This window comes from Agrobacterium sp. RAC06 (genome assembly GCF_001713475.1).
In the GTDB taxonomy this organism is placed as follows: domain Bacteria; phylum Pseudomonadota; class Alphaproteobacteria; order Rhizobiales; family Rhizobiaceae; genus Allorhizobium.
Genome location: NZ_CP016499.1, coordinates 584042 through 602815 on the forward strand (window position 1 = coordinate 584042; position 18774 = coordinate 602815).

The following is an 18774-nucleotide window of genomic DNA, read 5'->3' on the forward strand; positions in this document are numbered from 1 at the left end:
CAATCGGACGGTCGCCAAACAGACCGATTGCTTGCCGACGCAAGCCATTGAATCCTCCCAGAGAATCGAAAGGATGACGGCATGGGCATCATACCAAGAAGTGTGTCCGAAGGTAAGCAGGCAGTTCAGTTCAATGCCCAAGTGACGGAGTTCCCGGGATGCGTGGTCGCCACACGGCAGGTGATCGAGTTGAAATTAGACAATTGCCTAATTGGCTACAAAATGCTCGTGAGCAGAACCCGCAAGGGGCCTTGGCGTCACTTTCTCGGGCGCATGCGTGAGATTGAAACGCTTATCAAAGATCGGCACGGAGATGCGGTGCCGGAGACGGACGATGCCTTCATCTATCTCGAATGCATCTGCAATCTGCTTTTCGTCGAGTACCGAGATGACTTCATAGAACATGCCTTGAATTGGGGTCGAAGGTGGTATCCTTGGGCATCCCAAGTGCAACTCGAAGAGGTTGCCTACGAGCGCACCAAAGTGAACTATGCCCCATTGGCTGCGGACGCACTCGCTCACATGCTGCGTTTGACCTATGAGGAGCGGAAGCGGCTTCGCATACGCACGATCGGGGCCTGCGATGTGACCAAGCGCCAGCGCGGACAAATCCAGAAGAAGCTTCGTCGCCTGCGTGATTGTGAGCGCAAGCGACAGAAGCGCCGCGAGGATGGGAAGAAGTCCCGCGCCGAATATCTCGCCTCGTCCCTTTCCGCTGCCAAGCCGTGGGAATTCTTCGGCATATGTCGGCGCACTTGGGAGAAGCGGGGCAAGCCTGATCCGCATGTTGATTCTAGTTATGTCGCGATCTAGCTGGGCTTTGCGCAGGTTGTTCCACTCATAATGGTTCACCATCCGTAGAGAACGGAACAACATGCGCAAGTGTCGTCCTCTTTCTCAGCCAGTGTCGCAGCCAAGCATTCCACCTCTGAGAGTTCCGCACTGGATCAGCACGACCAGACCCGTTGTGCGGAACGAGCTTCTTCTAGTATTGGTTGCCGGGGTTGAATGAAGGGAATCCTATGGTTAGCCGAAGAGAATTCATCGAACAGCACGGGGCCACATGTTCAAACTGGAATTGGAGCTGGTCCTTCGTCAATCACGAGAAGCGCTTTGTGATTTTCGGCATTTGGCAGGATGGTCATGCAGAGAAGGTTGGCCTAATCCTTCATAAGCATTGGGAGACCAGCCCCAAGGGTCGAAAGAACAATGGGTATGGGCAGGCGATTGAACATATCCGTTTGATCGAACAAGAAGGCTATGGCCTCAAGACATTTCCGATGGTTGGGGCAGCTCGCAATCCGGATGAAGGTGAGCTATCCGCGTCCCAGATAACGTACATCACGCCTGAGCTGACAGATGCTCGCCTGATCGTGCTGCCTGACGGGTGGTATGCATCCCACGCTGACGACGACTTTGAGACGATCCCGGAAGCCGTCGACGAGGAATTCTGGGAAGGCGAGTCCTTCAAGGTCGTGGTGAACGGCTATGAGCGAAATCCCGATGCGCGAAGGAAGTGTATCGAGCACTTCGGTGCTCATTGCCAAGCTTGCCGTGTCGATTTTGGCAAGACGTATGGGCCTCTGGGGCAAGGCTATATCCATGTTCACCACATCAAGCCGATCCACGAATGCGGCGGTGCCTATCAAGTCGATCCAGCCACGGATCTGATCCCGGTTTGTGCCAACTGCCACGCCATGATCCATCGAAGAGCCATTCCGCTCACAGTGCAAGAATTGCGGGCGATCATGCAGTCACAGCTAACGACGATTGATCCACACGAGCTTTGACGCTGCACTCCACATTGCACCACCTCCGATAGGGTTTGCCTCTCGGCATGCGCAAATCTAAAGTCGCGCTACCGTCGGCGCGATTCCGTTTTCAGCTCCGGCATTTACCCATTCTAGAATAGGCCTGTTCAGGCCCCTGTGATCGGCAGTTCATGTACGACAACGCATTCAATCAGATCGAAAAAGACCTCCGCGCCGAAGAGGGCGTGGCCAATGAGCTGGATTATGTCGAACAGACATCCTGGGTGCTGTTCCTCAAATACCTGCATGACCTGGAGAACGAACGGCGCGACCGGGCGGAGCTGGACGGGGAAGACTACAGCCCCATCATCACTGGCGCCTATCGCTGGGATCAGTGGGCGGCACCGAAGAAGAATGGCGAGCTGGACCACAATGCGGCGCTGACGGGTGACGACCTGATCGCCTTCGTCAACAATGAGCTATTCCCCTATCTCGGCAAGTTCCGCCAATCCGCGACCGGGCCGCAAACCCTGCAATACAAGATCGGCGAGATCTTCACCGAACTGCGCAACAAGTTCCGTTCCGGTTATATACTCCGCGACGTGCTGGAAACGGTGGACGGCCTGTCCTTCAACACGCAGGCGCAGCGTCACGAGCTTTCGCAGCTCTATGAAACCCGTATCCGGCGGATGGGCAATGCCGGGCGCAATGGTGGCGAGTACTACACGCCGCGTCCCTTGATCCGCGCGATGATCGAGGTGGTGAAGCCCAAGATCGGCGAAACCATCTATGATGGCGCAGTCGGCTCCGCCGGCTTCCTCTGCGAGGCGTACGACTATCTGCGTCGCCATGAGCTATCGGGGACAGACTACGAGACGCTGCAGACAAAAACCTTCTACGGGCAGGAAAAGAAGGGCCTCGCCTATATCATCGGCATCATGAACATGATCCTGCATGGGATCGAGGCGCCCAACCTGATTCATTCCAACACGCTGAATGAAAACGCGATGGATATCCAGGAGAAGGACCGTCATGACGTCATTCTCGCCAATCCGCCCTTTGGAGGCGGTGAGCGCCGCGAGGTTCAGCAGAATTTCCCGATCCGCACAGGCGAGACGGCCTATCTCTTCCTGCAGCACTTCATTCGCAAGCTAAAGGCTGGCGGGCGCGGCGCCGTCGTCATCAAGAACACATTCCTGTCGAACACCGATAATGCGAGCGTTGCGCTGCGGAAGGAGCTGCTGGAGGCTTGCAATCTGCACACGGTGCTGGATTGCCCGCTAGGCACGTTCCAAGGCGCCGGAGTTAAAACTGTCGTCCTATTCTTCGAGAAGGGCGAGGCGACCCGGCAAACCTGGTTCTATCAGCTCGATCCGGGACGCAGCATGGGCAAGACCAGTCCGCTGAGCGACGACGATCTGAAGGAGTTTGTAAAGCTGCAAAAGAGCTTTGCCGATGGGCCAAAAAGCTGGACGGTGACACGTTCTGCTCTGGACGAGGCGACCTTTGACCTCTCGGTGAAAAACCCCAATGCACCGGAAAGAGAAGCCTTGCGCAGCCCGGAAAACATTATAGCCGATATGTTGGTTCGCGATGCAGAAACGGCGGACATTCTGGAAAACATCCGGGGGCTGCTGTGAAGAGGGGGTGGTCAGTAAGGACGATAGGCGATCTAATTTCTAAAGGGGAAACCGTCGACCCAACGAAAGCGCCTGGTGAACTGTTTTCGTACGTCGACGTTTCCAGCGTGTCCAATGACACCTTCAAAATCGTCCAAACATCAAAGCTCATGGGGGCTGACGCGCCAAGCAGGGCAAGGCGGAGAATACGAGCAAACGATGTAATTTTTGCGACTATCAGACCAACATTGAAACGCATAGCCGTCGTCCCCGAATATCTGGATCAACAAATCTGTAGCACTGGCTATATCGTGCTTAGGGCTTTGCCAGATTTGAACCCGCGATACTTGTTTCATTATCTCTTTTCTGACGCGTTCCAATCTTCAATGGAAATACTTCAAACGGGAGCCAGTTACCCGGCGGTTACAGATGGGCAAGTTAAACAACAACCTATTCCCCTCCCGCCACTCGAAGAACAACAGCGGATTGTTGCCATTCTGGATGAAGCCTTTGAGGGGCTGGACCGCGCCCGCGTCAATGCTGAAGCCAATCTGCAGAATGCGCGGGAGTTGTTCGAGATGGTGCGAAACGAAGCGCTACGCATTGGAAATGTCGGTTCGCGTACAGTGAGATTTTCCGATGTTGCTGAGATAACGGCAAAGCTGGTTGACCCACGGAAGGACGCGTATGCGGATCTGCCACATGTTGGCGCCGGAAACATGGTGACAGGCTCCGATCAATTGATTGACGTAAAGACAGCGCGTGAAGAGCAGTTGATATCGGGTAAGCACCCATTTGACGAAAATATGGTGCTTTACAGTAAGATACGACCTTATCTGCGTAAGGTCGCTCGGCCCGATTTCGGGGGGCTGTGTAGCGCTGATGTATACCCTCTGGCGCCTAAATTTGATGTTCTCCTCCGAGACTACCTGTACCACCTGCTATCAGGCAACGATTTTACCAGGTATGCAATAGCTGGGTCCGATCGTGCGGGTATGCCCAAAGTGAATCGGGATCATCTGTTTGCGTATGAGTTCTCTTTGCCCCGGTTTGACGATCAATGCGCGATATGCAGAAAACTTGATGACTTGCAGATTGCCACCGAGAGACTTGCTGAAATCTACACCGGGAAGCTCCGGGAGCTTGCAGATCTTCGCCAGTCCCTGTTACGAAAGGCGTTTGCGGGCGAGCTTACATGAGTTGGGCGAGCAATCATGATGGAAGCTTGGAAAAGCTTCATCGTGTAAAGGCGAGTTTGACCGTCAATCTGATTATGGTTCCCCAGAAAGACTTCCATCATTGCAATCGTTCCGCCTGCCGGAGGAGGCGTAAGGGTCCGATATTGAAGGCCTAATCTAACTTTTTGATGTATCTCGACCGAGAAACGTCGTGACGAGACGAGCGGCTCTGTTGACGGGTTGTGGCGCGCCTTTTAGTGTTTCAATCTGTGGGCGAGGAACGTTCGAGTGGCCAAGAAGAAAATTTCGAAAAAGCGAGCAGCTCTCCTGGAAGAGTTGGAGTACATCATCGGAAACGAATGCTACAACAGCAACATCCAGAACTGGGGTCCGGGAGGTGTTTTCTACGGTGAGGGAAGGAGTTTCCGTTATCCCGTGACGATCGTGGATGACGAGGGGACCAAACGGAAGTTTTCCTACAAGACGGTCTCGATGGGTCTTGATCCGCAAATGCTGGGGCGTTGTTACTATGCGTTCGGGGCAAACCAGCTCTACATTATGGCCGCTCTCGAAAAGGTGCTGGAGCATCTTGAAGAGAAGCACGGTTTGAAGATCTGATGGATCTCAGGGCATGACCAGCTTCGAAACGAAGTTCCTCGAACAATTTGCCCTCCACCTGGAAACTCGCCGAGACCCAGATGATGGTTCGGGAAAAAAGGTGCGATCATTTGCTGAAGCGTTCCCCGGGGCGACACTAGATGTTTTGCCAGATGGTCACATCAAGCGCAGCGAGATTTTCGCTCTTGTGGCTGACGAGTCACTGACTACCGCCACCGTCAGCGCCGCAATTCTGGCATGGGGTGGCATGCGCCTCGCCAATCGGAAGACGCTGCTAGGTTCTCTTCACTGGCTGGCCTTGGCCGATGACATACGAAGGGGTGGGTTTGATCGTAAGTCCGCCTACAAGGCGTTTGTGACATTGCAGGCGCGCAACGAGATGAAGGGGATGGGGCCAGCTTTCTTCACCAAACTGATCTACTTCTTGCTGCCACGCAATGATCCCTCAAAACACGCTTACATTATGGACCAATGGGCTGGTTGCTCGATCAATGTGCTTTGTGGTCGGGAGGTGGTTCTGATGGATAAGTCGATCCGCTGGAAACCTGACGGAGTGACCTGCGCCGTTGATTTCGTGGTGTCACCCCACAACTCACCTGAACACTATGACGCATTTTGTGAGGCGATGGACGCCTTGGCAGCCAAATTCTCCCTGTCACCGGAGCAAATCGATCGGGCTGTGATGGGAGACGGTGGGAAATCTCCAAGTGAATGGCGCAGGTTAGTCATTGAGAACAGGCGCGCCGCATGAGTTTTGACGAAACCGAGGCTGACACCCGCGCCAACCGTATCGACCCCATCTTGATGGCAGCAGGGTGGGGCGTATTGGACGGATCGAAGGTGCGGCGCGAAGTCATCTGCCCCGGTCGGATCATGTCGGGAGGCCGGCGAGGCAAGTCGCTGTCGTGCGATTACGTGCTGATCTACAAGGGCCATAAGCTTGCCGTGCTGGAGGCCAAGAAAGCCTCTGTAAGCCATCGCAACGGAGTAGGGCAGGCAAAGGATTATGCCGCAAGGCTCGCCGCGCGTTTCGCCTACGCTTCGAACGGGTTGAACTGGTATCAGGTGGACATGACGACGGGTAAGGAGGGCGACCTTGCCTTGCCCTTCCCGACGCCGGACCAGCTTTGGGACCTGACCTTCTCGCGCCCCAACACATGGCGCGACCGCTTCGGCGAAATTGATTTTGAGACGGATGGCGGCAAATGGGAGCTGCGTTATTACCAGCACCGGGCAATCACGGCGGCGCTGGATGCCATTGCCGAGGGTGATCGGCGCATTCTGCTGACGCTCGCCACCGGAACCGGCAAGACCTCGATCGCCTTCCAGATTGCCTGGAAGCTCTTTCAGTCCAAGTGGAACCTGTCTCGCGAGCCCGTTCGCCGTCCGCGCATCCTGTTTCTCGCCGATCGCAACATCCTCGCCGATCAGGCCTATAACGCCTTCTCCGCCTTCCCGAATGATGCCGTGACCCGGATCGATCCCGGAACCATCGCAAAGAACAAGGGGAAGGTGCCGAAGAATGCCAGCCTGTTCTTCACCATCTTCCAGACCTTCATGACCGGCGAGGGCGAGCCAGTCTATATGCAGTATCCCAAGGATTTCTTCGACTTCATCGTGATCGACGAATGTCACCGGGGCGGCGCCAAGGACGAAAGCGAGTGGCGCGCGGTTCTCGAATACTTCGAGCCTGCGGTGCAACTCGGTCTGACGGCGACGCCGAAGCGCAAGCACAACGCCGACACCTACGCCTATTTCGGCGAACCCGTTTACACCTATGCCCTGAAGGACGGGATCGAAGACGGCTTCCTGACGCCCTTCAAGGTTCGCCAGATGGCGAGCACCATCGACGAATATGTCTACGATGGGTCCGACGATCTGGTCAGCGGCGAGATCGAGGAAGGGACACGCTTCACCGAAGGCGACTTCAACACCAAGATCGTGATCGAGGAACGGGAGAAAAGCCGCGTCAAGGAGTTCATGGATCAGATCGATCAGAGGCAGAAAACGCTGGTCTTCTGCGCCACGCAGGCGCATGCGGCGCTGGTGCGGGATCTGATTAATCAATTGAAGACGAGTACCAACCCGAACTATTGCCACCGTGTCACGGCGGATGACGGGGCCGTTGGGGAGCAGCACCTTCGCGACTTCCAGGACAACGACAAAACAATCCCGACGATCCTGACGACCTCACAGAAGCTTTCGACGGGTGTCGATGCCCGCAATGTCCGCCATATCGTGTTGATGCGCCCGATCAAGTCGATGATCGAATTCAAGCAGATCATTGGGCGTGGCACGCGGACCTATGAAGGCAAGGACTTCTTCACGATCTGGGACTTTGTGAAGGCCTACGAGAATTTTCACGATCCGGCCTGGGATGGGCCGCCTGAAGAACCGGTGAAGCCGGTGCCGAGACCGGGACCCGACGGCATGGGCGAACCCGATCAACCGCCCATCGGCGGCGATGACGGACCGGGAGAAGGCGAGGGCGGAGGAGGCCCGCCGGCCAAGATCGTGGTAAAGCTCGCCGACGGCAAGGAACGATCCATCCGTTATATCGCCACGACCAGTTACTGGAGTTCGGAGGGCCGGCCGATTTCGGGGGTGGAATTCCTCAAACGTCTCTTCGGCGATCTGACGCGAATGATCCCGGACGAAGACGCCTTGCGCGCCGCCTGGAGCGATCCCGACAACCGCGAAGCCTTCCTTGGGCAGCTCCTTGACCGAGGCTATGACGAAGAGCGCCTGGACGACATGCGCCAACTGATCGACGCGAAGGATTCCGACCTCTTCGACGTGCTGGCCTATATCCTCTTCACAAACCCGCCTGTCACCCGCGCAACGCGTGCCACGGTGACGGAGGCAAAGGGACTGAGCGAATTCGACGGCGAGCTTCAGGCGCTTCTGGTGGCCATCCTGAGAGCCTATGTCGTCAACGGTGAGCGGGAGCTTGGGACCAAGAAGCTTGGGCAATATCTGATTGCCCGCTACGGCAGCGTTGCCGAGGGGCGTGCAAAGTTGGGCGACCTTGCGGTGATCAAGGATGCTTACAAGCGGATGCAGGCGGCGCTGTATTCGGGGTGACATTGACGGGCTTGTGACTAATCAGTCCAGTTTTCGGGGGAAGACAAAATGAAAAGTCCATACACGCTTCTTGCAGACGGAAATCTTCCAATTTCCACTGAGGAAAAGCTCGCGAAGGCATTCAAAGCGCATTTGTTATACACACTCATCTTCAACGAAAAGATGGTGCTATCGGATAGCCAGGCCATTTGCTCCGTCAACTTGAGGCGGCTTGTCTCACGCGATGGGGTGATCCGAGATCTGTTCAAGCAAGGCCGATTTCAGCTAGCGATTAGAAAAGGTGTGACCGAGGAAACATCCGAGCAAGTGATGCCCCTTGCGGAGATACAAACAGCGTTCCTAAACGAGGGGAAGTTGATCTACGATCAACACAAGACTGGTACCGGGTCCGAGTTGGAATTCATGGCGTCACATGCGCCAGTCTTGCCTTGGACGTATTGGGATATCCGAAACAATTATACAGCCACGTGTCGGAAAACGCTTGCTGCTGGCTTCTCGCCTCGTCTATCTGATGGTGACTTCCTGAAGCTTCAGGCGATCATAGATGAAGAAGAGGCTCGGGATAACGGGTTGGGACGCGCCTTTCTGCAGTATCGCCTGCTTGAAGAGATGCGACGTCGCTCTGTCGCCTTGCCGGAAAATGCCCAAGAAATCATTATGGACGCGACTGAAGCGCCGTATGTTTCCAACCTCCCTTCAGTCCTTGATCTCAGCCCGATTTACGCGGAGGCGCATCAACGGTCGTTTCAATTGGTGCGCGGGACGCGTTATGAGCTTGTAGACGCGTCTGCCCCCCTCGCGGTGCGGGCCACCCTCGACTATCCGCACTATGTGGAAGGTCTATCCATGCTTGATACCGATGATATCGATTCCATACGGCACTCGGATATTATGCGCAGCTATCAAGAACTCCAGTCGGCGGACCTCACTAAAGAGACAAACATCCTAGATTTGCAGCACGCCTACGTAGCAACAAACGTGCTGATCGAACAGAGAATCATAAACCGATTCCCGCATCTGAAAGTCGCAACTGGTGCGCCGCAACGTCGAGAGGTGCGACGTAAATGGGCCCGCTTTGGGGCCGGCTCTTCAGGAGTCTTGGATCTCGTTTGCGTAAGTCTTGGCTTTCTTGATGTCCCGACCCCCATGATGGGTACCGGTTACACCGTCATGTTCGACATGATCAAAAACAAGTTTCTTCCTTCTGACGAGAAGGCACTTGTCGACGACATAGCTCACCACCAAGTATCGAAGATGGCCTTGGGTCGGCACTTAAGAGCGATAGGAAAAGCCGAAACACTTCAATTCCAGGAGGAAGTGTTGGACACAGACTCCTTTGAAAAAGAGATCATGGTCACGTCCTAATCGATCGTAACGCCAAAAGGGCGGCAATCGTAACGGGGTCGAAAATACCCGCAGCGCCGAAGTCGAGATGGCTGATCTTCTCAATCGGAATTCGTCGATACGAAGAAATACTCTCGCTCACCTCTGCGTTCTGATTGGAGACTTGAGCCAGGTCATCGATCTCTGCGACAAAAACAAATGTTTTGAAGTCGGCCCCTAAGACGAGCAACTGCTCGAACTTTTGTGCTGTCAGTCCTGTTTCCTCAAAAAGCTCCCGTGAAGCGTCTTCTTGGGGTGTTCTGCCGAAGCAACCAAATCCTTGTGGAACTTCGATCGACAAGCTTTTCTCTGCGTATCGGTAGTTTTGAATCAGTATCACGTCGCAGCCGTGTATTGGAACTATTGCTACACCGTGCGGCGCCTTCCATCTGTAACGAAAATACGTCCCGTTTTTCCCCGAAGGAAACTTAACTACGTCATCAAATACCGTTACAAATTCATTTTCATATACGACGATTTGCTTGAGGGTTTCTATCTCTGACATGGAAGTACTCTCTTGCCCGTCCGGCGCGATTCTGCGGGCTCCTTTGGAGGTCAGCATAAATGGTATCGACTAAAATCCCACAGGATTTCGGGAAAATGGTGACGTAGATGGGAGGGATCGGTTCGGGTAATCGCTTCCGTTACGGATCTCGCGAAACATGCGAGAACAGCTTGAGGCTGGATCTCCGCTACATGAGGGCCAAGGGGCTTCTAAAATCAGGTTCATCAGGTGTTTTGTCTTGGTCCCGAGGAGATGTGAGGACCGGGTGGATCAGATACAAGGTGCACGCATACAGCCTGGAGCTGAATTACAATGTCCGGCTGTCAGGTGGCGACTGGGTACCGGTTCAAGAGCAGATTCCGTTAGTGCTGTTCCCCCAGCCCTTTGGAGGAGCCAAGCTCTACATCCAGTGCTTGAGTTGCAGGCGCCGCTGCGCAGTTCTTTATGGAGGTGTTCGGTTTCGCTGCAGAAGATGCCTTAACCTAGCCTACGCATCACAGAACCAGGATTCGAGTGATCGCGCGCTGGCGATCTCCCAAAATATTCGCAGTCGTTTAGGTGGGGGAGGTTGCTTCGATGATCCCATTCCGCCCAAACCTAAAGGAATGCACTGGAAAACCTATCGACGACTTGAGGCGACATGCGAGTTCTACGAAGAGCAGATTGCCGACCAGTTTGTCGGACTGATTGCGAGATTCGCAGGTAAAAGATGACCCATCTGCTTGCTATGTGCTTGCTGGACTATCCAGATCACCAATTAAATCAAGCTAAGTGGCTGATTTAGTGGTGAGAGCGCAGGGATTCGAACCCTGGACCTACTGATTAAAAGTCAGTTGCTCTACCGGCTGAGCTACGCTCTCCCGTGCGGTTTTGCGCCGCCTCAAGAAGTGCGCGGAACATAGGCAGGTGACCCCGGCCGGTCAACCGCAAAAATGCAGTTTCGGCAGCAAAATTCAGTCCTGTTGTCGCAGTCTACGCAATGGTGATTGGCAAGCAACGGCTTGCGGGATTAGGAAGGGCCGGTTCGGGTTCCGGAGTTCACAGTGTCGATTGCCGATATTTCCTTTTTCAGCGCGCTTCTGGCCGGAGCCCTGTCGTTCCTTTCGCCCTGCGTGCTGCCGCTGGTGCCGCCGTATCTCTGCTATATGGCCGGTATTTCGGTCGATCAGTTCCGCGACGGAGCCCAGGCTGAAAATGCGGCTGCCCGCCGGACGGTGATGTTGACGGCGCTTGTGTTCACGCTCGGTTTTGCCACCGTCTTTGTCGCGCTCGGCGCCGGTGCCTCGACGATTGGCGGACTTTTGCGTCAGCACATGGATCTCTTGTCGAAGATCGGCGGCGTGATCATCATCATCATGGGCCTGAATTTCCTTGGCGTCTTCCGCCTCGGCCTTTTGTCATCAGAGTATCGATTCGCAGGCGGCGGAAAGCCCGCAACGCTTTCGGGCGCCTATGTCATGGGTCTGGCTTTCGCCTTTGGCTGGACGCCCTGCATCGGCCCGGTCCTGGGCGCCATCCTCGGGGTCGCTGCCTCGAAGGAGACGGTCGGGGATGGTGCGCTGCTGCTGGCGATCTATTCGCTTGGGCTTGCCGTGCCCTTCTGGATCGCGGCCGGGTTCTCGGGCGCCTTCATGCGGTTTCTCACGCGCTTCCGCCGGCATCTCGGTGTGGTGGAAAAAGCCATGGGCGGGCTGCTGGTGCTGACCGGGCTTGCCTTCATCTTCGGTTATGTCTCCGACATGGCGATCTGGTTCCAGCAGACCTTTCCAATCCTGTCGCAAATCGGCTAAGTCCCGTTTGAGCGCATATTCGCGTTCAGGGGGAGTGAGCCATGGCGGATATCATCGCGCTGGTCTTGCCGTTTTTCGGCCTGATCCTGATCGGTTACGTGTCGGGGAAGCTCGGCGATCATTCCGCCCAGGCGCTCGGCTGGCTGAACTTCTTCGTCATTTACGTCACGCTGCCGGCGCTGTTCTTCAAGCTCGTTTCGCGCACGCCGATCGAACAGCTGACCCGCATCGACTTCATCGCGGCCTGCCTTGCGGCCACCTATTCGATCTTTGTCGTGGTCTTCGTGATCGGCCGCTATGTTCGCGGTAACAACATCGCCGAATCGACCGTCCAGGCGCTTGCTGGCGCTTATGGCAACATCGGCTATATGGGGCCGGGCCTGGCGCTGCTCGCCTTCGGTGAAAAGGCTGCCGTTCCGGTGGCGCTCGTCTTCTGCTTCGAGAACGCGGCGCATTTCATCGCCGCACCCGCCTTGATGGCCTTTGCCGGTGGCGACAAGCGTCCGCCGTTGCAACTGGCGCTCGATGTGGCGAGAAAGATCCTGACCCATCCCTTCATCATCGCGACCTTGGTGGGTTTCGTGGCCGCCGCCTTTGCCTTCGAGCCACCGCTCGCGCTGCAACGCCTGATCGACTACCTCGCTCAGGCGGCGGCCCCTTGCGCTCTGTTTGCCATGGGCGTGACGCTTGCGCTGCGGCCGCTCAAGCGCATTCCCGCCGAGATCGGCTACATCGTGCCGATCAAGCTCGTGCTGCATCCGATCCTGGTCTATGTCGTCCTGAGTTTTGTCGGAAACTTCGACCCGCTCTGGGTCTATACTGCAGTGCTGCTCGCCTCGCTGCCGACGGCCACAAATGTCTTCGTCATCGGCCAGCAATATGGCGTGTGGCAGGAGAGGGCGTCTGCGACGATCCTGATCACCACGGTCATTTCGGTATTCTCGGTGTCGGCGCTGCTGTTCGCCATCACCCAGGGTTACCTACCGGCGGACCTTTTCCCGTAGCAGTGACGGCAGGTTCTTCAGTCCACGCCCGGGCGCCACGCCTTCCTGCATGACGAGATTGCGCAGTGGGCCGACGCTCGCCAGCACCTGGAGGCCGGCCGCCCGCAGCATCTGAACGGGCAGCAGGCCCGACAGCAGCGATCGGTTGAGAAGATCGACGCTTGCCGTTCGGCTTGCGATGTCAAGCCGGCGCTTGCGGTCGAAGCGGTCGCCCGCGTCCGCCGCAATCGGTGAAGAACTCGGGTCGAGCAGAATGTCTTCCAGGGCTGCGATGTCGCGCAGGCTGAGGTTCAAGCCCTGGGCACCGATCGGCGGGAAAGCGTGACCGGCTTCGCCGATGAAGGCGGAGCGGCCCTTGCCATACTGACGGGCCGTCATGCCCGAGAGGGGCCAGGCCTGGACGCCGTCCTCCACCTGAACCTTGCCTAACATGGACTGCATGCGCGCCTCGACTTCGGCCGAGAGTTGATCCGGTGACTGCGAGATCATCCTGTCGGCTTCCTGCGGCGGCAGGACCCAGACGAGGCTCGAGCGCAGGCCGGGCAGTGGGACCTGGGTGAACGGACCCGATTCGGTGTGGAACTCCGTCGAGACGTTCTGGTGCGGCAGGCTGTGGATGAAGTTCATCACCACGGCCGTTTGCGGGTAGGACCAGGTTTTCACGCCGACGCCTGCACTTTCGCGGGTCTTGGAGCGGCGGCCGTCCGCTCCGATCGCAAAGCCGGCGGTGATTGCGTCTTCACCCTGAATGCCGATGGTGACCGCTTCTGCGCCGATATGGATGGTCTCGGCCGCCAAGGCGCGGCGGGTAATCAGCGGTTCGGTCGCGACGGCCTTTGCCAGGGTCTGGAGCAGTGCGGAATTCGGAACGTTGTAGCCGAAGGCGTCGAGCCCGATTTCCGCGCTCCGGAATGCCACTGTCGGTGCGCGCAAGAGGCGCCTTGTGCCATCGACGATCTGCATGACGGTGAGGGCGGCGGCGGTCTCTTTCAACTCCTGCCAGAGACCAAGGCGTTCGATCATCGCCAGCGACTGGTCCATGAGGGCCGTAGTGCGCCGGTCCGAGCTGTTGGGTTCCGGTCCGACGAGCACGACGCGGCGACCGCCGCGTGCCATAGCAAGGGCGGCAATCTGTCCGGCGGGACCGGCGCCGATCACGGCAATGTCGAATTCGTAGCTCATGGTGAAGGTCCCGATTGGCATCTTGTAACGTTATCTAGAGCCGCAGCACGGTAAAATCCATGGGCCGAAATGGCGCATGCTCCTGGCGGGTCACGGGCGAAATCCGGGCATAGACCGCCACTTGTGTTGCAATGCGCGCCATTTCGTCCGATACCGTTTCCTCCGAAGTGCCGCCGACTGGAGCAGGGATGAAGATCTTTAATTACAAGCGTGTGCCCTATGCCGAAATCCGTGCCTTTTCGGTTCATATGCTCACTGCTTCCGGATCCTTCCTGGCCTTTCTGGGTGTCGTTGCTGCAGCGGAGAACCGCTTCGTCGACATGTTCTGGTGGCTGGGGCTTGCACTTGTCGTCGACGGCATCGACGGACCGATCGCCCGCAAGGTGCGCGTCAAGGAAGTCCTGCCGAACTGGTCCGGCGATACGCTCGACAACATCATCGACTATGTCACCTATGTCCTTCTGCCAGCCTTTGCGCTCTATCAGAGCGGCATGATCGGCGAGCCCTGGTCCTTCGTTGCCGCCGGACTGATCGTGGTGTCGAGCGCCATCTATTACGCAGACATGGGCATGAAGACGGATGAATATTTCTTTTCCGGCTTCCCGGTCGTCTGGAATATGCTGATCTTCACGCTCTTCGTGATCGATGCGAGCGCCACCACGGCCCTGATCGCGGTGCTCGTTTCTGTTGTCCTGACCTTCCTTCCGATCTTCTTCCTGCACCCCGTGCGTGTGAAACGGCTACGCAATCTCAACATGGCGGTTTTCCTGCTGTGGTGCGCTTTCGGCGGTTATGCACTCCTCCTGCATTTCCAGTCGCCTCCCTGGGTCGTCTGGGGCATGATCCTGACCGGGATCTACCTGTATGTCATCGGCGGCGTGTTGCAGTTTTTCCCGGCCCTCGGACGTCGGGGCTGATCCGACAGGTGATGCCTGGGCAAAACCAAAAAAAACTTTTGCCTATATATTGTGCGCTGCCGCAAACAGGTTATGAATTGAGCGGTGGACCGGGCGCAAGACCCGGCCGACGCGCATGAGAGTGCAAGGGGGACCTGTGCCGCATCAACCGCCCGAGGGCGAAAAGCCGCTTTTGACCGTGCGGGGGCTGACGAAGCTGTTCGGCAGCTTCAAGGCCTGCGACGACATCGACCTCGACATCGGCCATGGCGAGATCCACGCTCTTCTCGGCGAGAACGGTGCCGGCAAATCCACCCTTGTGAAGATGCTGTTCGGTATTCTCGCGCCCTCGGCGGGCTCGATCGGCTGGCAGGGGCAAGACCAGGTCATCCCCAATCCAGCCGCGGCCCGGCGTCTCGGCATCGGTATGGTCTTCCAGCATTTTTCGCTTTTCGAAGCGCTGACGGTCGCCGAGAACATCGCGCTGTCGCTCGACGAGAAGATCTCGATCTCCGAGCTTTCCAAGAAGGCGGCAGAGCTTTCGGTCGCCTATGGACTGCCGCTCGATCCCAATGCCCATGTCGCCGATCTCTCGGTCGGTGAGCGCCAGCGCATCGAGATTGTCCGCGCGCTCTTGCAGAACCCCAAACTCATCATCCTTGACGAGCCGACCTCGGTGCTGACGCCCCAGGAAGCCGACAAGCTGTTCGAGACCCTGTTCAAGCTGAAGGCGGAAGGTCGCTCCGTTCTCTATATCAGCCACCGGCTTGAGGAAGTGCAGCGCATCTGCGATCGCGCAACCGTGCTCCGTCACGGCAAGGTCACGGGCGCCTGCGACCCGCGGCAGGAAACGCCGGCTTCGCTTGCCCGGATGATGGTGGGCGCCGATGTCGCCGGTGTCGAGAAGGTCGAGCCGCCCACGGATGGCGTCGTCCAGCTGCAGGTCACAGAGCTCTCGGTCAGCCCGCGGACACCTTTTGCCATGCCACTGAAGAGTGTTTCGATGACAGTGAAGGCGGGCGAGATCCTCGCCATTGCCGGGGTCGCCGGCAACGGCCAGAGCGAGCTCTTCGATGCGCTTTCCGGCGAGTATGTCGTTCCGAATCCCGATGCAATCCGCCTGCGCGGCAAGTCCGTCGGTCGCCTCGGGATTAACGAACGCAGGCTGCTCGGCGCCGGTTTCGTGCCTGAAGAGCGCCACGGCCATGCGGCAATCCCGGCCATGAGCCTGTCGGAAAACCTGTTTCTCTCGCGCAATGCGTCCGACCGTTCAGCCTACCTCGCAGGCGGGAAAATTGGTCTCATACGCCATGGGCTGGTGCAGCAGGCAGCGCGCCGCATCTCCGAGATGATGGATGTGCGCAAGAGTGGTGATGATCCCTCCGCCGGTTCACTCTCGGGTGGCAATCTCCAGAAATTCATCGTCGGCCGCGAACTCGATCGCCAGCCCTCTGTGCTGGTCGTCAACCAGCCCACTTGGGGCGTCGATGCCGGCGCTGCAAGCCGAATCCGCCAGGCGCTGGTCGATCTTGCCAAGGCGGGATCCGCTGTGGTCGTCATCAGCCAGGACCTCGACGAGATCTTCGAGGTCGCAACTTCGATTGCGGCCATCTCCGAAGGCACGCTGTCCGACGCCTATCCCGCCTCGACCATGACCCGCGAACGCATCGGTATCCTGATGGGCGGCGTGCATGGCCTGACCACTGCCCCGGAGGCGGCCCATGCGCATTGAACTCGAACGTCGTTCCCGGCAGTCCAGCCTGTTTGCCATCGTCTCGCCTTTGCTGGCGCTGGCGCTCACCGTCTTCTTCGGCGGCATCATGTTTGCGATGCTTGGCAAGGACCCGGTCTCGGCACTCTTCAGCTTCTTCATCGAGCCGCTGCTGGAGGTCTGGTCGCTGCATGAGCTTGCGGTGAAGGCCGCACCGCTGATCCTGATCGCTGTCGGTCTGTCGGTCTGTTATCGCTCGAACAACTGGAATATCGGTGCCGAGGGGCAGTTCATCGTCGGGGCCATCGTCGGCTCGATCCTGCCGATCACCTTCTATGAATGGAACTCGCCGCTGCTCTTGCCGATGATGATCGTCATGGGTGCCATCGGCGGTGCCGCCTATGGCGCCATTCCGGCGCTCTTGAAGACCCGCTTCAACACGAATGAAATCCTGACCAGCCTGATGCTGGTCTACATCGCCCAGCTTTTCCTCGACTGGCTGACCCGCGGGGTCTGGAAGGACCCGGCCGGCTACAATTTCCCGCAGTCGCGCTCTTTTGTCTCGGAAGCCGTGCTGCCAGAAATCCTTTCCTCCGGCCGCGCGCATCTCGGCATCATCTTTGCGCTGATTGCCGCCGTCGCCGTCTGGTTCATGATGCGCTACACGCTGAAGGGCTTTCAGGTCGTGGTTCTCGGGCAGTCGGAACGGGCAGGGCGCTTTGCCGGCTTCTCCTCGCGCAAGATGGTCTGGTTCTCGATGATGTTCTCGGGCGCGCTGGCCGGGCTGGCCGGTATTTCGGAAGTGTCGGGCTCGATCGGTCACCTGCAGCCGACCATTTCGCCGGGCTACGGCTTCACGGCCATCATCGTTGCCTTCCTCGGGCGTCTTAATCCGCTCGGCATCATCGCCTCCGGCTTCGTGCTGGCGCTGACCTATCTGGGCGGCGAGGGCGCACAGTTGTCGATCGGCGTCTCCGACAAGGTCACACGCGTCTTTCAGGGGCTGCTTCTTTTCTTTGTGCTCTCCTGTGACACACTCATTCTCTACAAGGTGCGGATCGTCTTTGATCGTGCCCGCAATGCCGCGACGAAGAGGGCTTGATCATGTTCGAGGCCATCCTTCTCACTGTCATCACCGCCTCGACGCCGCTGGTGATCGCCGCCATGGGCGAACTCGTGGCCGAGCGTTCAGGCGTGCTGAACCTCGGCGTCGAAGGCATGATGATCATCGGTGCGGTCTGCGCCTTCATCGCGACGAACCTGACCGGCTCACCCTATGTCGGGGTTCTCGCAGGGATCGCGACCGGCGCGGCCTTCTCGCTGCTCTTTGGTTTCCTGACGCTCACCCTCGTCGCCAATCAGGTGGCGACCGGTCTGGCACTCACCATCCTCGGCCTTGGCGTCTCCGGCATGATCGGCGAAAGCGTGGTCGGTGTGCCCGGTGTGAAGATGCAGCCGATCGTCATTCCGCTTCTGTCGGACATTGCTGTGATCGGCCCCATCCTCTTCGCCCAGGACCTGTTCTTCTACCTTTCCATTCTGCTGGTTGCCGGCGTGAACTGGTATCTGTTCAAGAGCCGCTCGGGCCTCAAGCTGCGCGCGATCGGCGACAGCCACGGCTCGGCGCATACGCTCGGGCTACCCGTCATCCGGACGCGCTATCTGGCGGTGATGTTCGGCGGCGCTTGTGCCGGTCTTGCCGGTGCGCAGCTGTCGCTGGTGTATACGCCGCAATGGGTGGAGAACATGTCCGCCGGCCGCGGCTGGATCGCGCTCGCGCTCGTCGTCTTCGCCGCATGGCGGCCCTGGCGGGTTCTTGCCGGCGGCTACCTCTTCGGTGCCGTGACCATCGGGCAGCTGCATGCGCAAGCGCTCGGCATCGGTCTGCCCTCGCAATTTCTGTCCGCGCTGCCCTATGCGGCGACCATTGTCGTGCTGATCATAATCTCCCATAATCGCCGCACGACGCTGATCAACACGCCGGCCTGCCTCGGCAAGCCGTTCGTGCCGGATAGATAATCAAAACAAAAGCTTCAACCTAACCAGACAGGGG

At 57.8% G+C, this 18774-nt stretch carries 16 protein-coding genes and 1 tRNA gene; 14 read left to right on the forward strand and 3 right to left on the reverse strand.

Translation table 11 applies throughout. From position 1 onward, the window contains the following. Positions 1-81 precede the first annotated feature (81 nt). The 8 genes from BSY240_RS02760 (at position 82) to BSY240_RS02795 (ending at position 9615) form a co-directional block, all read left to right on the forward strand. Positions 82-813: a hypothetical protein gene (locus BSY240_RS02760; RefSeq protein ID WP_236759307.1), complete on the forward strand. Its 732-nt coding sequence runs from the start codon at positions 82-84 to the stop codon at positions 811-813. A gap of 209 nt (positions 814-1022) precedes the next feature. After that, positions 1023-1790 carry an HNH endonuclease gene (locus tag BSY240_RS02765; protein ID WP_069041332.1) on the forward strand — a complete coding sequence of 256 codons (768 nt, stop codon included), beginning with the start codon at positions 1023-1025 and terminating at the stop codon, positions 1788-1790. A gap of 152 nt (positions 1791-1942) precedes the next feature. After that, positions 1943-3391 (forward strand): class I SAM-dependent DNA methyltransferase, encoded by a 1449-nt coding sequence (locus BSY240_RS02770; RefSeq protein ID WP_069041333.1) that lies wholly within the window; start codon positions 1943-1945, stop codon positions 3389-3391. After that, positions 3388-4569, forward strand: a complete 1182-nt coding sequence (locus BSY240_RS02775; protein ID WP_069041334.1) for a restriction endonuclease subunit S — start codon at positions 3388-3390, stop codon at positions 4567-4569. Before BSY240_RS02770 ends, BSY240_RS02775 begins: the two co-directional genes overlap by 4 nt. A gap of 267 nt (positions 4570-4836) precedes the next feature. Continuing rightward, positions 4837-5166 carry a hypothetical protein gene (locus BSY240_RS02780; RefSeq protein WP_069041335.1) on the forward strand — a complete coding sequence of 110 codons (330 nt, stop codon included), beginning with the start codon at positions 4837-4839 and terminating at the stop codon, positions 5164-5166. Between the two features lie 13 nt (positions 5167-5179). Next, positions 5180-5917: an 8-oxoguanine DNA glycosylase OGG fold protein gene (locus BSY240_RS02785; protein WP_069041336.1), complete on the forward strand. Its 738-nt coding sequence runs from the start codon at positions 5180-5182 to the stop codon at positions 5915-5917. Beyond that, the gene (hsdR, locus tag BSY240_RS02790; protein WP_069041337.1) at positions 5914-8250 is read left to right on the forward strand and encodes an EcoAI/FtnUII family type I restriction enzme subunit R; all 2337 of its coding nucleotides are present in this window, start codon (positions 5914-5916) and stop codon (positions 8248-8250) included. The genes BSY240_RS02785 and hsdR overlap by 4 nt, the downstream gene beginning before the upstream one ends. A gap of 48 nt (positions 8251-8298) precedes the next feature. After that, on the forward strand, positions 8299-9615 hold the full coding sequence (locus BSY240_RS02795; protein ID WP_069041338.1) for a hypothetical protein: 1317 nt from the start codon (positions 8299-8301) through the stop codon (positions 9613-9615). Here BSY240_RS02795 and BSY240_RS02800 read toward each other — a convergent pair. Both BSY240_RS02800 and BSY240_RS02805 read right to left on the reverse strand, forming a co-directional pair. After that, the gene (locus BSY240_RS02800) at positions 9605-10138 is read right to left on the reverse strand and encodes an NUDIX hydrolase (RefSeq protein ID WP_150127384.1); all 534 of its coding nucleotides are present in this window, start codon (positions 10136-10138) and stop codon (positions 9605-9607) included. The two genes, BSY240_RS02795 and BSY240_RS02800, sit on opposite strands and share 11 nt — an antisense overlap. A gap of 784 nt (positions 10139-10922) precedes the next feature. Continuing rightward, positions 10923-10998, reverse strand: a tRNA-Lys gene (locus BSY240_RS02805). Positions 10999-11181: 183 nt separating this feature from the next. Between BSY240_RS02805 and BSY240_RS02810 the strand changes: the two genes are divergently transcribed. Together BSY240_RS02810 and BSY240_RS02815 are read left to right on the forward strand one after the other, a co-directional pair. After that, the gene (locus BSY240_RS02810) at positions 11182-11928 is read left to right on the forward strand and encodes a cytochrome c biogenesis CcdA family protein (protein WP_054151323.1); all 747 of its coding nucleotides are present in this window, start codon (positions 11182-11184) and stop codon (positions 11926-11928) included. A 41-nt stretch (positions 11929-11969) separates the two neighbouring features. Then, positions 11970-12932, forward strand: a complete 963-nt coding sequence (locus BSY240_RS02815; protein WP_069041340.1) for an AEC family transporter — start codon at positions 11970-11972, stop codon at positions 12930-12932. Here BSY240_RS02815 and BSY240_RS02820 read toward each other — a convergent pair. After that, a complete protein-coding gene (locus tag BSY240_RS02820; protein WP_054151338.1) occupies positions 12909-14114 on the reverse strand; it encodes a UbiH/UbiF family hydroxylase in 1206 nt (401 codons plus the stop codon). The genes BSY240_RS02815 and BSY240_RS02820 overlap by 24 nt on opposite strands. Positions 14115-14302: 188 nt before the next feature. On the opposite strand from BSY240_RS02820, the gene pcsA reads away from it, so the two are divergent. The 4 genes from pcsA (at position 14303) to BSY240_RS02840 (ending at position 18740) form a co-directional block, all read left to right on the forward strand. After that, positions 14303-15031: a phosphatidylcholine synthase gene (gene pcsA, locus BSY240_RS02825; protein ID WP_054151325.1), complete on the forward strand. Its 729-nt coding sequence runs from the start codon at positions 14303-14305 to the stop codon at positions 15029-15031. A 115-nt stretch (positions 15032-15146) separates the two neighbouring features. Next, complete coding sequence (locus tag BSY240_RS02830; RefSeq protein ID WP_069041341.1) at positions 15147-16742, forward strand: ABC transporter ATP-binding protein; 1596 nt, start codon at positions 15147-15149, stop codon at positions 16740-16742. Further along, entirely contained in the window at positions 16732-17823 is a 1092-nt protein-coding gene (locus BSY240_RS02835) for an ABC transporter permease (protein WP_069041342.1), read from the forward strand. The genes BSY240_RS02830 and BSY240_RS02835 overlap by 11 nt, the downstream gene beginning before the upstream one ends. Next, on the forward strand, positions 17820-18740 hold the full coding sequence (locus BSY240_RS02840) for an ABC transporter permease (protein WP_069041343.1): 921 nt from the start codon (positions 17820-17822) through the stop codon (positions 18738-18740). Before BSY240_RS02835 ends, BSY240_RS02840 begins: the two co-directional genes overlap by 4 nt. Positions 18741-18774 lie beyond the last annotated feature (34 nt).

Bases quoted from the DNA above. Each gene is read 5' to 3' on its own strand.
- BSY240_RS02800 (WP_150127384.1), bottom strand. From the start codon at position 10,138: ATGTCAGAGATAGAAACCCTCAAGCAAATCGTCGTATATGAAAATGAA.
- BSY240_RS02830 (WP_069041341.1), top strand. From the start codon at position 15,147: ATGAGAGTGCAAGGGGGACCTGTGCCGCATCAACCGCCCGAGGGCGAA.
- BSY240_RS02835 (WP_069041342.1), top strand. From the start codon at position 16,732: ATGCGCATTGAACTCGAACGTCGTTCCCGGCAGTCCAGCCTGTTTGCC.
- BSY240_RS02770 (WP_069041333.1), top strand. From the start codon at position 1,943: ATGTACGACAACGCATTCAATCAGATCGAAAAAGACCTCCGCGCCGAA.
- pcsA (WP_054151325.1), top strand. From the start codon at position 14,303: ATGAAGATCTTTAATTACAAGCGTGTGCCCTATGCCGAAATCCGTGCC.
- hsdR (WP_069041337.1), top strand. From the start codon at position 5,914: ATGAGTTTTGACGAAACCGAGGCTGACACCCGCGCCAACCGTATCGAC.
- BSY240_RS02815 (WP_069041340.1), top strand. From the start codon at position 11,970: ATGGCGGATATCATCGCGCTGGTCTTGCCGTTTTTCGGCCTGATCCTG.
- BSY240_RS02785 (WP_069041336.1), top strand. From the start codon at position 5,180: ATGACCAGCTTCGAAACGAAGTTCCTCGAACAATTTGCCCTCCACCTG.
- BSY240_RS02760 (WP_236759307.1), top strand. From the start codon at position 82: ATGGGCATCATACCAAGAAGTGTGTCCGAAGGTAAGCAGGCAGTTCAG.
- BSY240_RS02820 (WP_054151338.1), bottom strand. From the start codon at position 14,114: ATGAGCTACGAATTCGACATTGCCGTGATCGGCGCCGGTCCCGCCGGA.
- BSY240_RS02765 (WP_069041332.1), top strand. From the start codon at position 1,023: ATGGTTAGCCGAAGAGAATTCATCGAACAGCACGGGGCCACATGTTCA.
- BSY240_RS02795 (WP_069041338.1), top strand. From the start codon at position 8,299: ATGAAAAGTCCATACACGCTTCTTGCAGACGGAAATCTTCCAATTTCC.